The sequence below is a fragment of the Actinomadura macrotermitis genome (genome assembly GCF_009604375.1).
GTDB lineage: Bacteria > Actinomycetota > Actinomycetes > Streptosporangiales > Streptosporangiaceae > Spirillospora > Spirillospora macrotermitis.
Window position 1 is genome coordinate 1962496 of record NZ_WEGH01000001.1, and the last position, 13611, is coordinate 1976106.

16 protein-coding genes are annotated in these 13611 nt (G+C 74.5%); 8 read left to right on the top strand and 8 right to left on the bottom strand.

Translation table 11 applies throughout. The features are described from left to right. The first annotated feature begins 79 nt into the window (after positions 1-79). On the top strand, positions 80-1249 hold the full coding sequence (locus tag ACRB68_RS09025) for an MFS transporter (RefSeq protein ID WP_328593949.1): 1170 nt from the start codon (positions 80-82) through the stop codon (positions 1247-1249). On the opposite strand, the gene ACRB68_RS09030 is transcribed toward ACRB68_RS09025, so the two are convergent. Both ACRB68_RS09030 and ACRB68_RS09035 read right to left on the bottom strand, forming a co-directional pair. After that, positions 1210-3138 carry a WD40 repeat domain-containing serine/threonine protein kinase gene (locus ACRB68_RS09030; protein ID WP_153531659.1) on the bottom strand — a complete coding sequence of 643 codons (1929 nt, stop codon included), beginning with the start codon at positions 3136-3138 and terminating at the stop codon, positions 1210-1212. The genes ACRB68_RS09025 and ACRB68_RS09030 overlap by 40 nt on opposite strands. Positions 3139-3143: 5 nt before the next feature. Then, entirely contained in the window at positions 3144-5150 is a 2007-nt protein-coding gene (locus ACRB68_RS09035) for a WD40 repeat domain-containing serine/threonine protein kinase (protein WP_153531660.1), read from the bottom strand. A 138-nt stretch (positions 5151-5288) separates the two neighbouring features. Here ACRB68_RS09035 and ACRB68_RS09040 point away from each other — a divergent pair, with 138 nt between their 5' ends. Next, the gene (locus ACRB68_RS09040) at positions 5289-5681 is read left to right on the top strand and encodes a helix-turn-helix transcriptional regulator (protein ID WP_328593950.1); all 393 of its coding nucleotides are present in this window, start codon (positions 5289-5291) and stop codon (positions 5679-5681) included. A gap of 10 nt (positions 5682-5691) precedes the next feature. Continuing rightward, entirely contained in the window at positions 5692-6108 is a 417-nt protein-coding gene (locus ACRB68_RS09045; RefSeq protein WP_153531661.1) for a VOC family protein, read from the top strand. Positions 6109-6177: 69 nt separating this feature from the next. On the opposite strand, the gene ACRB68_RS09050 is transcribed toward ACRB68_RS09045, so the two are convergent. Both ACRB68_RS09050 and ACRB68_RS09055 read right to left on the bottom strand, forming a co-directional pair. After that, the gene (locus tag ACRB68_RS09050) at positions 6178-6648 is read right to left on the bottom strand and encodes a hypothetical protein (RefSeq protein ID WP_153531662.1); all 471 of its coding nucleotides are present in this window, start codon (positions 6646-6648) and stop codon (positions 6178-6180) included. A gap of 41 nt (positions 6649-6689) precedes the next feature. Further along, positions 6690-6851, bottom strand: coding sequence for a hypothetical protein (locus ACRB68_RS09055; protein WP_153531663.1), 162 nt, complete (start codon positions 6849-6851; stop codon positions 6690-6692). Between the two features lie 108 nt (positions 6852-6959). On the opposite strand from ACRB68_RS09055, the gene ACRB68_RS09060 reads away from it, so the two are divergent. Further along, positions 6960-8765 (top strand): class I SAM-dependent methyltransferase, encoded by a 1806-nt coding sequence (locus ACRB68_RS09060; protein WP_153531664.1) that lies wholly within the window; start codon positions 6960-6962, stop codon positions 8763-8765. Between the two features lie 34 nt (positions 8766-8799). On the opposite strand, the gene ACRB68_RS09065 is transcribed toward ACRB68_RS09060, so the two are convergent. Together ACRB68_RS09065 and ACRB68_RS40475 are read right to left on the bottom strand one after the other, a co-directional pair. Beyond that, the gene (locus ACRB68_RS09065; protein ID WP_153531665.1) at positions 8800-9123 is read right to left on the bottom strand and encodes a hypothetical protein; all 324 of its coding nucleotides are present in this window, start codon (positions 9121-9123) and stop codon (positions 8800-8802) included. 45 nt (positions 9124-9168) lie between these two features. Next, positions 9169-9672: a hypothetical protein gene (locus ACRB68_RS40475; protein WP_207709613.1), complete on the bottom strand. Its 504-nt coding sequence runs from the start codon at positions 9670-9672 to the stop codon at positions 9169-9171. 202 nt (positions 9673-9874) lie between these two features. On the opposite strand from ACRB68_RS40475, the gene ACRB68_RS09075 reads away from it, so the two are divergent. Further along, a complete protein-coding gene (locus tag ACRB68_RS09075) occupies positions 9875-10372 on the top strand; it encodes a sigma-70 family RNA polymerase sigma factor (RefSeq protein ID WP_207709614.1) in 498 nt (165 codons plus the stop codon). Next, positions 10351-11115, top strand: a complete 765-nt coding sequence (locus ACRB68_RS09080; protein ID WP_153531667.1) for a hypothetical protein — start codon at positions 10351-10353, stop codon at positions 11113-11115. Before ACRB68_RS09075 ends, ACRB68_RS09080 begins: the two co-directional genes overlap by 22 nt. A gap of 86 nt (positions 11116-11201) precedes the next feature. Here ACRB68_RS09080 and ACRB68_RS09085 read toward each other — a convergent pair whose 3' ends face one another. Both ACRB68_RS09085 and ACRB68_RS09090 read right to left on the bottom strand, forming a co-directional pair. Next, positions 11202-11810: a TetR/AcrR family transcriptional regulator gene (locus ACRB68_RS09085; protein WP_328593951.1), complete on the bottom strand. Its 609-nt coding sequence runs from the start codon at positions 11808-11810 to the stop codon at positions 11202-11204. 37 nt (positions 11811-11847) lie between these two features. Continuing rightward, entirely contained in the window at positions 11848-12543 is a 696-nt protein-coding gene (locus ACRB68_RS09090) for a helix-turn-helix transcriptional regulator (protein WP_207709615.1), read from the bottom strand. A gap of 118 nt (positions 12544-12661) precedes the next feature. Between ACRB68_RS09090 and ACRB68_RS09095 the strand changes: the two genes are divergently transcribed. Beyond that, entirely contained in the window at positions 12662-13180 is a 519-nt protein-coding gene (locus ACRB68_RS09095) for a DUF2231 domain-containing protein (protein ID WP_153531668.1), read from the top strand. 2 nt (positions 13181-13182) lie between these two features. Further along, positions 13183-13605: a hypothetical protein gene (locus ACRB68_RS09100; RefSeq protein WP_153531669.1), complete on the top strand. Its 423-nt coding sequence runs from the start codon at positions 13183-13185 to the stop codon at positions 13603-13605. The last annotated feature ends 6 nt before the right edge of the window (positions 13606-13611 follow it).

A 13611-nucleotide genomic window follows, 5' to 3' on the forward strand; every position in this document is an offset into this window, starting at 1 on the left:
CCGATGGGTTGCGGATTGAAACCATTCTGGCCTAGCGTGCGATTGGTTGCAATTCGAAACCAAACGGGGGGTGGACGGAGTGAGGCTGCTTTTGGCGGTGGTCTGCGGGGTCGCGGTGGCGAGCGTCTACGCCGGGCAGCCGATGCTGGGCCCGATGGGGCACGACCTGGGCGTCCCGGCCGGCTCGCTCGGCCGCTTCGTGGCCGCCGGGCAGCTCGGCTACCTGGCCGGGCTGGTGCTGCTGGTGCCGCTCGGCGACGTGCTCGACCGCCGGCGGCTGATCGCGGTGCACCTCGTTCTGGTGGCCGTGGGGGCGGCGGTCACCGCGGCGGCGCCGGGCGCCTGGGCGGCGTATTGCGGGCTGGCCGTGGCGGGGGTGTTCGCGGTGGTGGTGCAGACGGCCGTCGCGTACACGGCGGCGCATGCCGCGCCTGCCGAGCGGGGCCGCGACCTGGGGATCGTGACCTCGGGGGTGGTGATCGGGATTCTCGGGGGGCGTGTTCTTGCGGGGGTTCTTGCTGGCGTGTGGGGGTGGCGGAGCGTTTACGTGGTGCTGGCGGTGCTGGCCGTTGTCCTGGCGGTGCTCGTTCTCGTGGTGCTGCCTGCGGACGTCCGGTCCGGCAGCGCGCGGTACGGGCAGGTCCTGCGGTCCTTCGGCGGGCTGTTCACCCAGCCGGTGTTCCTCGGCCGCGGGCTGATCGCGTTCTTCCTGTTCGCCTCGTTCGGCACGCTGTGGAGCGGCATGGCCCTGCCGCTGGCCGATGCGCCGTGGCACCTCGGCGAGGCGCAGATCGGGCTCTTCGGCGTCGCCGGGCTCGCCGGGGCCCTCGGCGCCGCCCGGTCCGGGCGCTGGGGCGACGCCGGGCACGCGCGCCGGGTCACCGGCATCGCCCTCGCGCTCCTGATCGCCTCCTGGGCGGCGATCGGGCAGCTTCCCTGGTCGTTGCTGTGGCTGGGGCTCGGTGTGGTGCTGCTCGACTTCGCCGTTCAGGTGGTGCATGTGAGCAACCAGCACGTTCTTACGGCTGCTTATCCGGAGCGCACCAGCACCGCCATCGGCGGGTACATGGTGTTCTACTCGCTCGGGTCGGCTTTGGGGGCCACTGCTACGACCGCTTTGTTCGAATCCTTTGGGTGGGGTGGTTCTGTGGTGCTGGGGGCGGGGCTCGCGGGGTGTGCGGTGGTCGTCTGGGGTGTGGCGGCCGCGCGTCAGCGGCCGAGCTGCCAGATCCGGGCGGTGTCGTCGTAGGAGCCGGTCGCCAGCAGCCTGCCGTCCGGGCTGAAGGCCAGGCTCGTGATGCCGCTGGTGTGGCCGGTGAGGGCCGGTCCGGACTGCTGGTAGTTCGCTGTGGTCAGCAGCCGGGCCGTTCCTCCGTCGGAGTAGGCGAGCAGTTTGCCGTCCGGGCTGAAGGCGACGGCCCGGCAGCGTCCCTGGCAGTGGATCGGCGTGCCGGCCGGCCGGTGGCCGGGCAGGTCCCACAGCCGCACCAGGTCACCGCCGGCGGCGGCGAGCGTGCGGCCGTCGGGGCTGAACGCCACGCCCTCGATCCAGCCGTTGTAGCCCCTGAGGTCCGCGTGCCGTTTCGCGGTGAGGTCCCATACCTCCACCACGCCCTTGGTGTTGTGGGTGTCCAGGTCCCGCTCCATGCCGGTGGTGCCGACGGCCAGCGTCCGGCCGTCCGGGGCGAAGGCCAGCGCGGTGACGTTGCCGGACCGCACCCGGCCCGCCTGGGTCGGCTTGCCCTTGCCGCCCAGCGGGAGGAGCTGGAGAAGGCCGGACACCTCCATGGCCAGGAGGTTCCCGTGAGGGGTGATCGCCATCGCCCCGACCGGGCCGTTGTCCAGGTTCAGGCCGGTGCTCTCCCCCTTTCCCGACATCGGGAAGATGCGCAGGTATCCGTCGTCGCCGCCGGTGAAGAGCGTGCTGCCGCCCGGCGAGACCACCAGCGAGTTCACGCCGTCGGGATGCCGGTCCGGCGCACCGCGCTGGGTGTGCGTGGCCACGTCCCACAGGCGGGCCGTCGCGTCGTCGGCCCCGGTGGCCAGCGTCTTGCCGTCCGGGCTGAACGCCACCGCCATGACCCAGGACGTGTGCCCGCGCAGCGTCCAGCTGGGCGGCGGGGGCGGCGCGGACGAGGCGGACGGGTGCGGTGCGGGCGGGCGCGCCGCCGTCCCCGGCCAGGGCGCCCAGATCAGGGAGCCGAGCAGCGCGGCGGCGGTCAGTGCCGCACCGGCGGCCAGGAGGCGGCCGCGCCGCGGTGTCCGGGCCGGGGGCGAGAGCAGGCCGGTGAGCTCGGCCTGCCGGTCGTCGATCAGCCGGTGGACGGCCGGCGGCCAGGGCCGGGCGGCCGGCGCGACCCCGCCGGCGAGATCCAGCAGCCGGTCCGGCGTGGGCCGGTCGCCGGGCGCCTTGGCCAGGCAGGCGGCCACCAGCGGGCGGAGCGCGACCGGCACGCCGCCGAGCTCCGGCTCGGCGTGGACCACGTTGTAGAGCGTCCGCATGGCGTTCGGGCCGTCGAACGGGCCGCGGCCGGTGCAGGCCAGCGTCAGCACCGACCCGAGCGCGAAGACGTCGCCCGCCGCCGTCGGCGGCCCGCCCTCGGCCTGCTCGGGCGACATGAACGCCGGCGTGCCGGTCGCGTCGCCGTCCGCCCCGGCGGCCGAGGCGATCCCGAAGTCGATGACCCGCGGGCCGTCGGCCGCCAGCAGCACGTTGCGCGGCGTGAGGTCGCGGTGCACCAGCCCCGCGCCGTGGATGTCGCGCAGCGCGGCGGCCAGCCCGGCCGCCAGCCGCCGCACCGCGGGCTCGGGCAGCGGCCCGGCGGCCCGCACCGCCTCGCTCAGCGACGGCGCCGGGACGTGGACCGAGGCGAGCCAGGGCACCGGCGCGTCCGGGTCGGCGTCGATCACCGCCGCGGTGTAGGCGCCGGAGACCGACCCGGTCGCCGCCACCTCGGCGCGGAATCGGTCCCGGTGGCCGGGTGCGCCGAGGAGCCGCGCGTGGACGAGCTTGACCGCGACGAGGCGGCCGTCCGGGCCCGCGCAGAGCAGGACCCGGCCCATCCCGCCGCGGCCGAGCTCGGCCAGCGTCCGGTACGGGCCTATTCGAGGTGGGTCGGCGGGGTCCAGGGGGCGCATCGGGCTCATGCCTTGGTGAGGGCGGCGAGATCCCAGAGCTGGATCGTCCGCTTGGTCACGGTGGCCAGCGTGCGGCCCCCGCTGTCGAAGGCGACGCCGGTGACCTCGCCGCCGAGGCCGACGGGCTTGCCGACCGGGCGCTGGGCGGCCACGTCCCACAGGTGCACGGCGCCGCCGGTGCCGCCGCCGGCCAGGGTGCGGCCGTCCGGGCTGAAGGCGAGGAACTCCACCATCGTCGAGGAGTCGACGGTGAGCGGCGAGCCGACCGCGCGGCCGGTCGTCACGTCCCAGAGCCGGACGGTGGAGTCGTAGGCCGCCGACGCGAGCGTGCGGCCGTCCGGGCTGACCAGCACGGCGATGACGGCCCCGGTGTGGCCGAGCAGCGACGGCCCGGACTGGCGGCCGGAGGCGACGTCGTAGACCTTCACGGCGTTGTGGTCGGGGGTGACCAGGAGCCTGCCGTCGCCGGTGAAGGCCACCTTGGACCCGATGTTGGCGCCGCCGAGGTCGATCCGGCCGGCCGGCGCGCGGGTGTGGGCGTCCCAGATCTGGATCAGGTCCGTGCCGGCGCCGCCCAGCAGCCGGCCGTCGGGGCTGTAGCCGACGGCGTGCGCGGGGCCCGGGGCGTTCACGTTCCTGGTGATCGGGACCGTCAGGGCGGCGGTCTGGCGGCGGGTCTTGACGTCCCAGAGCTTGACGCCGTCGCCCGCGGTGGCCAGCGTGCCGCCGGTCTGGTCGAAGGCGATGCCGGCGATCCGGGCCCGGTAGCCGGTGCCGCCCTTGATCGGGTCTCCGGAGGGCTGCCGCGCGGCGACGTCGAACAGCCGCACCGTCTCGTCGCCGCCGATCGCCGCCAGCAGGCCGCCGTCGGGGCTGAAGCGCAGGTCGCTGAGGGGGACGTCGCTGGCCAGGGTGGCCAGCGGGCGCATCGCCGGCTTGGCGGGGGCGGACTTGTGGGCCTTGGCCTCGCCGCCGGATGTGGCCCAGGCCGCGGCGCCCGCGACCGCCGCCACGCCCAGGGCCGCCCCGCCCGCCGCCAGGAAGCGGCGGCGGCTCGGGCCGGCGGGCGGGGCCTGCCCCACCGCGGTGGGGGCCACGGGATACGGCATGCCGGGCGGCGGGGCGCCGTGCAGCAGCCGGTCGACCTCGCCCTGCTGGGCGGCGATCATGGCGTGCACCGCCGGCGGCCACGGGCGGGCGGCCGGCACCACGCCGCCGATCCGGTCCAGCAACTGCCCGGGTGTCGGCCGGGCCGCCGGGTCCTTGGCCAGGCATGCTCGCGCCAGCTCCCGGACCGGCTCCGGCAGCCCGCCGAGCTCGGGAGCGGCGGTGAGCACGTTGTGCAGGATCACCGGCGTGCTGCCCACCGCGAACGGGCCGTGCCCGGTGCAGGCGTACACCAGCACCGAGCCGAGCGAGAACACGTCACTGGCCGGGCCCGGCCGCTCGCCGCGCGCCTGCTCGGGCGACATGTAGCCGGCGGTGCCGACCAGGGCCCCGGTCCGGGTGACCTGGGTGCCGTCGCCCTCGGCGGCCCGGGCGATGCCGAAGTCGATGACGCGCAGGCCGTCGTCCGTGAGCAGCACGTTCGAGGGCTTGAGGTCGCGGTGCACCAGCCCGGAGCGGTGCACCTCCACCAGCGCGGCGGCCAGCCCCGCGGCGAGCCGCAGCGCCGCCTCGGCGCCCAGCGCGCCCGCCCGCGCGACGGCGGTGTGCAGCGCGGGGCCGGGCACGTACACCGAGGCCAGCCAGGGGGTCGGCGCCTCCGGATCGGCGTCGATCACCGCCGCGGTGTAGGCCCCGGCGACCTGCCGCGACGCCCGGACCTCGCGGCGGAACCGGGCGCGGAAGCCGTCGTCGTCGACGTAGTGCTCGGCCACGAGCTTGACCGCGACCAGCCGCCCGTCCGGGCCGCTGCCCAGCAGCACCCGGCCCATCCCGCCCCGGCCGAGCTCGGCGAGCGTCCGGTAGGGCCCGACCTGCCGTGGGTCGGACGCGCCCAAAGGCCTCAAACCACACCCTCCTCGCAAAAGGACACGCTTGTCTGCCGCATCAGAAGGACAAGATTGTCTTACTGGGAGGGGTGCGGCAACAGCCCGATCCGGCTGCGCGTTCCGCGGACTGTCGGAGGCCTGTGGGAGGGTGCAGGAGTGACGTTGGACGACCTCGTCCGGCTGCGCCGGGCCCGTGACCTGATCGACCGCGAGTACGCCGAACCACTCGACGTCCCCGCGCTCGCGCGCGCCGCCCTCATGTCGCCCGGCCACTTCTCCCGCAGCTTCCGCGCCGCCTTCGGGGAGACCCCCTACAGCTACCTGATGACGCGCCGGATCGAGCGGGCCAAGGCGCTGCTGCGGCGCGGCGACCTGTCGGTGACGGAGGTCTGCTTCGCGGTCGGCTGCACCTCGCTCGGGTCGTTCAGCACCCGGTTCACCGAACTGGTCGGCGAGAGCCCGAGCGCGTACCGGGCGCGCCGCCACGACGAGGGCGCCGCCATCCCCGCCTGCATCGCCAAGCTCCGCACCCGCCCGGTCCGGGCGTAGCGTGAGCGGTATGGCCATCAGCTTCGCGCAGTGCTTCCTCGCCGTCGACGACCATGACAAGGCGCTCGCCTTCTACCGGGACGCCCTCGGCCTGGAGGTGCGCAACGACGTCGAGTTCGAGGGGATGCGCTGGGTGGCCGTCGGCGCGCCGTCGCAGCCCGACGTGGAGATCGTCCTGGAGCCGCCCGGCGCCGGCCCGGGCGCCTCGCCCGCCGACCGGCGGGCCATGGCGGAACTGCTGGCCAAGGGCCTGCTGCACGGCGTCAACTTCTGGACCGACGACTGCGACGCCGACTTCGAGCGGGTCCGCGCCCGGGGCGGCGAGGTGCTGCAGGAGCCGGTCGACCAGCCCTACGGTGTCCGCGACTGCGCCTTCCGCGACCCGTCGGGCAACATGGTGCGCTTCGTCCAGCCGCGCGGGCGGTGAGCCGCGGGCCGTCGCCGGGCACCGTCAGGGTGGCCGAGCCGGGGCGCCGGCCGCCGACCGGGCGCGGTGTCAGCGCGGGTTCTCGTCCTTGCACTTGATCGTTCCGGACACGTGGACGACGTACCGCTTCTTGTCGATGTCGGTCCAGGTCATGTCGCTGTCCAGCGTGCCCTTGCGGTTCTTGGTGTCGAGGCGGACGCCCTGCATGCCGGTGTAGGTGCGGCCGCCGGTCTCCAGTTCCACGCGGACGGGATCCGTTTTCTTGTTCTGGAGCACCTGCAGCTTCGTCACCGGCTTGCCGGCGGCCCATTCCGTGGTGACCAGCTCGATGCCGCCGCGCTGGACGTAGCCCTCCTTGGTCCAGCAGTTCTGCTCCGCCTTGGTGATCGTCCGCTGCACCGCGCCGGTGAGCCTCAGATCCGCCGGGTAGATCTTCGTGCCGACGGGGGCGCCCTCGTGGGAGGTGGTGGAGCACGCCGCCATCGTGACCGCCGCGCCGGCCAGGAGCACCAGGCCCGGCCGGGCCCATCGCGTTTCCATGCCCGGTGAGACAGCCGTGCGCCCGGCGCGGTTCGAAAGGATCATGCGGTTCCGGGGCGCCGGGCCGTTCGGCCGGCGGCCCGGGTCGTCCGGCCGTCGCTGACCAGCGCGAAATGCGCGCCGTGCACCTTCTCCTCGGCCACCCAGCTGCCGCCGGGGAGGGGGCCGTCGCCGAACCGCTGCGGGATCTTCGGGTACCACACGGGGCCAGCCTCGTCGGCGCGCCCTCGGCGGGACAACCCCTTGCCAGGGCCGTGATTCATGCCACCAACTACTGGCATAATCACAGCGACCACTGGCACTATCAGTCTATGATCATCTTCGTCTGCGGGCTGGTCGCCTGCGGCATGGCGGCGGGGGCGCTCCGGCTCCGCCGGCGGCTGGCGGCCCTCACCGTCCTGACCACCCCGCAGGACGGTCCGCCCCCGGCCGGCGACGACTACACGCTGATCCTCGCCGCCGGCGTGCGGGTCCCCGGGCCCGTCCGGGACGCCGCCGCCGCGCACGCCCGCGCGCACGGCCTGGCCGTCCTGGACCTGGTCCCCGCCGACCTGCGGACCGAGGAGGCCCTCGACCTGGCCCGCGCCGTGGACCCCCGCGCCTACCGGCGGCAGCGCACCGGCCTCGGGCGCGGCGCGGGCCACGCGCTGCTCGTCCACCGCGACGTCCGGCGCCGCCTCGACCTGCCCGCGACCACCGGCCTCGGCCCGGGCGAGTTCGCCGAGGCGACGGTCCGCGCCCGCCAGTACACCGCGCGGGCCGACCTCGCGGTGGCCGGCGTCCCGGCACGGCGCGACCTCACCGGCCGCCGCACCTGGCTCACCGCCTCCAGCCTGATGGTGCCGCCGGAGCTCACCGTCCCGAAGACGATCACGGTCTCGGTCGCCGGGTACGCGCTGGTGGCCCTCTGCCTGGTGCTCGACCCGCTCTGGGGCCTGCTGCCCCTGGCCGCCTACAGCGCCGCGCCCCGCGTCGCCACGGCGAAGATCAGGCCCTACGACCGGCACCGCGCCGCGTGGCTGCGCGCGCTGGACACCCCGCTGACCTGGTGGCGGACGCTGCGCGCCCCGCGCACCTCATGGGAGCGGCACCGCGACGAGCTCAGGCGCAAGTCGCGGCGCTGGCACCTGGACCGGATGAACGGCGACCTCTTCGAGGAGCGCCGCGAGACCTGCCCGTGGTGCGGCTCGAGCGACCTGCGCAGGCACCTGGTCACCCGCGACACGGTGATGGCCAAGCCCGGCCGGTTCGTCCTGGAGCGGTGCGGGGGCTGCGGCCACGTCTTCCAGAACCCCCGCCTGAACCCGCAGGGCCTCGCCTTCTACTACAAGGACGTCTACGACGGCCTGGCCGCCGGCGGCACCGAGCACATCTTCAGCGCCCAGACCCGCTGGTACCGGGACCGCGCCGAGCTCGTCCAGCGCCACTGCGAGCCGCGGACCTGGCTGGACGTCGGCGCCGGGCACGGCCACTTCTGCGCGACCGCCGCCGAGGTGCTGCCCCGCACCCGCTTCGACGGGCTCGACCTGTCGGCGGGCATCGAGGAGGCCGCCCGGCGCGGCTGGGTGCGGCGCGCCGTCCGCGGCGAGTTCCAGGCGATCGCCGCGGACGTGGCGGGCGGCTACGACGTCGTCTCGATGAACCACTACCTGGAGCACACCGCCGACCCCCTCGGCGAACTGGACGCGGCCGTCACCGCGCTCGCCCCCGGCGGCCACCTGCTGATCGAGCTGCCCGACCCCGAGTGCGCGCTCGGCCGCCTGCTGCGCGGGTTCTGGATCGCCTGGCTGCCGCCGCAGCACCTCAGCATGATCCCGATGGGCAACCTCACCGAGGCCCTGCGGCGGCGCGGCCTGGAGATCGTCGAGGCCGGGCGGCGCGGCGTCCGCGACGAGCCGGACCTCACCACCGGCGCGGTGCTGCTCGCCAACGCCCTCGGCCCGGACCCGCGCCGCCCGTGGGCCACCGCCCGCCCCGGCCCGGCGGCCGCCCGCCGCGCCCTCGCCTATGCCGCGGTCGCCCCGCTGCTGGTCCTGGCCGTCCTGGCGGACCTGCTGCGCCCGAACACCAGCAACGCCTACCGCGTCCTGGCGAAACTCCCGGACGACCCGGCGTAGCCGGCTCTGACGACGAGTTCGGCTCGAGCCCCGCCTACCTCGCCCGAGCCTCCTCCTGGTCGCGGGCCAGGAGGCGGTGCAGGATCTGCTCCAGCAGGTCCTGCCGGCGGCGGGCCGCGCTCCAGTAGAAGCAGGCGAGCGCGGCGAAGAAGGCCGCGCCCGCCAGGACGCCCAAGGCCACGCCCCGCAGGAGGACGGCCGGGTCGATGGTCGTCTGGGTCCGGTCGAGCCTCACCAGGGACTCCACGACAGGCGTGACGCTGATCGAGGCGAAGGCCTGCTGCATCGCGACGGCGGCCAGCACCGCCGCGGCGGCCAGCAGGCCCCACCCCAGGGCGGCCCAGCGTTTCGGGGACATGGACCGATCATGCTTCCCCGCGCGGCCGGAAGGAACCCCGGCCGGTCAGCCCAGGGTGAGGCGGATGGAGCCGATGTCGGCGCGCTGCACGGTGACCTTGCCCCGGTGGGACACCTCGATCTGGTAGAAGGGCAGGTCGGGGACGCCGGTGATGGTCAGCGGCCAGGAGCAGGTGGTGCCGGCGTCCACGCCCGCGCCCAGGTTCCCGACGGCGATGACCTTGCTGGACGGGTCGTAGACGGTGACCGCCGTCCCCTCGGCCATGTCGTCGAAGCCGCCGATCCCCACGCAGCCGTCCACGGGGACACGCACCCAGTTCTCGCCGGTGGGCTCGCTGTACTCGGGCATGGTGACGGTGCCCCGCAGCGACACCTTCGCGGCGAACGGCCGGACGCCGAGGCCGGCGCCGATGTCGTAGCCGTTGGCGAGGGTGATGATCGCGGCCGAGAGGGCGACGACGGTCGCCACCGCGATCACGATGGCGGTGCGGACGCCGATGCTCCGCCGGCCCGGAGCCGGAGGCTGCGCAGGGGCTTCGTTGTCGCTCATAGAGCATCACCGGCGCGGTGGTGACGACGCATGGGTACTCACGGCATTTTACCGCTCGGGCCGCGCCGGAAAAAGGCATCGTCCCTGGTAGCGGGCCTGGCGGCCGTCCATGCGCGAAAGCACCACAACGTTTCGCGGGGGGACGTGCGTTTCTGTAGTGAGACGGCGGAGCGGAGACTGCATGGGCGGGTGGGCGCAGACGGTGGCCGTGTTGGCCGGCGAGCGCGGTGCCGCGTTGAAGCGGTACGCGTTCCTGCTGTGCGGCGACGACGCCGAAGCCGACGACCTGGTGCAGGAGGCCCTCGTCCGTGCCTTCGCCAAGCCGGGCCGGCGGTCGGCCGAAGAGGCCGAGGCGTACGTGCGCCGCATCATGCTCAACCGCTTCCTGGACACCGCGCGGCGGCGCCGGGCCTGGTCGCGGATCAGGCCGCTGCTCCGGCACGACGACCTGGCGCCGGACCAGGCCGGGGCCGTCGCGGCCACCGCCGACGTGCGGGCGGCGCTGGCGCGGCTGTCGCCCCGGCAGCGGGCCGCCACCGTCCTGCGCTACTACGAGGACCTGACGGTCCCGCAGATCGCGGCGGCGCTCGGCTGCCGGCCCGGCACGGTGAAGCGGTACCTGAGCGAGGCGCACGGCCGACTGGCCGAGCTGCTCGCCGATCCGACCGAGGAGGCACGGTGGAATCCCACGAGGACCTGATCTCCCGCCGCCTGGCCGAGCTGGCGGGCGAGACCGGGCCGCTGCGCGTCGACGGCGCGCAGGTGGCCCGGCGGGTCCGGCGCCGCAGGCGTTCCGGCGCCGCCGTGGCCGCGGGCGCGCTGGCCACGGCCGGAGCGATCGGGGCGGCGTGGCTGTGGCCGGGCGCGCCGCCCGTGGACCGGAGCCCGGCGGTGGTGGCGGCGCCCAGCACCGCCCGGCCCTCGAAATACTGCGGCGCGCCGCGCCGGACGTCGCCCGTCGTGGCCGCCCCGCAGGCGTCGGAGCCTCCGGACCAGAGCGTGCTCGACCGGGCCGCCCGCACGATCGACCGGGTCGCCGGCGGGGGCAAGGAGGTCTACAAGGGCGGACGCCGGCCCGGGGAGTTCGCCCGGTGGTACGCCGGCGTCGAGATCAGCAACGAGTGGCGCCAGGTGACCGTCTACCGCCTCCCCAACGCCCGGCTCGACGCGGCCATCTGCGCGGCGGCCAAGGACGTGACCGTCGAGATACGCGATGCCGTCCGATCCCACCAGGAGGCGGAACGCCTTGTGGATCGGCTCCTCCGTTTCCAGAAGGGGGCAGGTTTTCTCATCTTCACGATCGGCCCTGAGGAGGACGGCAGCATCCACATCACCACCGACCATCCCGACATCGCCCGGAAAGTACTGGGCGGCTACGCCACGCACCTGACCATCGAACAAGGAGACCCGCTTCAGGCACTGGTCGGAGGCCCGGGGCAGTGACGTGCGCCGGATCGCGACCCCATCGTTGTGCCGGGAGGCGCGCCCCGCGGTCCAGGCGAGGCGCACATCTCCCTACGACTCCACTTTCACCGGCTCATCTCGAGCCGGTCTTCCTCCAGGGTGTCGAGCCAGCGGGTGAGGCGCTCCCCCTCGCGGGTCATGATGCCGGGGTCGCGCAGGGCGCTGGCCAGCAGGGACATGCCCTGGTAGGCGCCGACGAAGGTGACGGCCTGGTCCGCGGCGTCGGGGAGGCCGAGTTCGCGGAACTGGCCTTCGGTCCAGTCCAGCAGCAGCCGGAGGACCTTGCCCGCCTCCACGTCGAGGCCGCCCTCGTCGCGCTTGTCGAGTTCGACGGCAAGGGTGCCGGTGGGGCAGCCGTAGCGGGCCGCGATGTCGCGCTGGCTGATCCAGGCGGCGACGAGGGCCTTGAGGCGCTCGCGGGGGTCAGGGATCTGCTCCAGCTCGGCCACGAGCCGCGCCAGGTGGCCGGCGTGCTCGGACAGAGCGGCCTGGACCAGCTCGTCCTTGGTCTTGAAGTAGTAGTACACGTTCCCGACGGGGACGTCGGCGGCCTTGGCGATGTCGGCGATGGTGGTGCGTTCCACGCCCTGCCGGTGCAGGACCTCGGCGGCGGCGGCCGTCAGCCGTTCCCGCTTGCCGGCGCCGCGCGCCCGGGAACCCGTTGAGTCAGTCACCCCACTTACTATAGCCGCGCGCCGGGGCGGCCGGCGGTCAGGACCGCTCGGACAGTTCGACGCAGCACTCCCCCGGCCGGGGCGCCAGGGTCGCGGTGACGGTGGTGGCGCCGAGGCCCTCGCAGAACGCGGACAGGAAGGCGTGGTTGATCCCGCACACCAGGGCCGGGTCCTTCGCCGCGAGCGGGTGGAAGGGGCAGTTGTTCAGCCGCACCCGGGTCGGGGTGAGCCGGACGGGCTCGAAGCCGTGCCGCTCCAGCATCTCCCCGGTGCAGGTCAAGGCCCGTTCGGTGCCGAGGCGGCCGGGCCGCAGCCGGTCGCGTTCGGCCTCGCCGGCGGCGCGGCCGCGGTCGGCGGCCACGCGCAGCGCCGCCTGCGGCCCGGTCTCGGCCGGCTCCTGCAGGCGGACGGCGTCCAGCAGGATGTCGGCCAGCAGGCCGTGCTCGCGCTGGGGGATGCTGATCTGCACGTCCAGTTCGGCGGGCCGGTAGACCTTGGGCGCGCGCCCCACGCGGCGCACCCCGCCCGGCTGGGCGTAGCCGGCCGCGAGCAGGCCCACGTCGACGAGCTTGTCCAGGTGGAAGGCCGCGAGCTTGCGGGAGATGCCCACGCTGAGCGCGGCCTCGTCGCGGGTCACCGGCGCGGGCGCCTGGCGGATGAACTCGTACATGCGGCGCCGCAGCTCGTCGCTGAGTGCGGCGACGGCCTGCAGGGCGGACGCGTCGTGGGTCACCGCATCAGGCTAACACCCACGGTAAAGGTCTAAATAGATCTCCATGCCTTGCCCGTGCCGGTTGTTGACGCCTCCGGGGAATAACACTAAGACTTGCTAGTGAAATAGGAGGTGGGCGATGAGCGATCCGCTGCATCAGGCCAAGCGTCCCGTCACGGCGCTGGCCGGCCCCTACGGGCATCCGCTGCACCCGATCCTGGTGACCGTGCCGATCGGCGCCTGGACGGCGAGCCTGCTGTTCGACCTCGCCTCGCATGTGGTGGACGGCCCGGCCTTCCTCGCCCGCGCCTCGCTCTGGCTGGTCGCGATCGGGGTGATCGGCGCGCTGGCCGCGGCCATGTTCGGGTTCCTGGACTTCCTGGCCATCCGGCCGGGCACCGCCGCGTACCGCACCGCGCTGGTCCACCTCGGGCTGAACCTGGCGATCACCGCCGCCTACGGGGCGTCCTGGGCATGGCGGGCGGCCGGCACGCCGGACGGGCCGGTGCCGATCGGCCAGATCATCCTGTCGGTGATCGCCATGGCCGCGCTGGGGGCCTCGGGCTTCCTCGGCGGGAAGCTCGCCTACCGCTACGGCGTCCGGGTTGCGGGCGAATCCACCCAGGCCGAAGGCTTCACACTCCAACGAAAGGGCTGACCATGGCCATCGCCGCACTCATCACCTGGATCCTCACCGCGCTCGGCGGCTTCTACATGCTGAGCGTGTGGATCGCCCGCGGCGGGCTCCGCCGCGAGGAGGCCGGCTCCACCCGCTTCCCGCCGCCGGTGATCTTCGGGCACATGCTGCTCGCCGCCGCCGGGCTGATCGTCTGGATCATCTACGTGGCCGCCGACAAGCAGGCCCTGGCCTGGACGGCCTTCGTGATCCTGCTGCCGGTCGCGCTGCTCGGCTTCGTCATGCTCGCGCGCTGGATACCGACCTACCGCGCCCGCGCCGCCGCCGGACCGGGGGCGGGGTCGGTGCCCGCCGAGCGCGCCATCCCGGTCGCCGTCGTCGCAGGGCACGGCCTGCTCGCCGTCGTCACCCTTGTCCTGGTCCTGTTGACCGCCGCGACCGGCTGAAAGGAA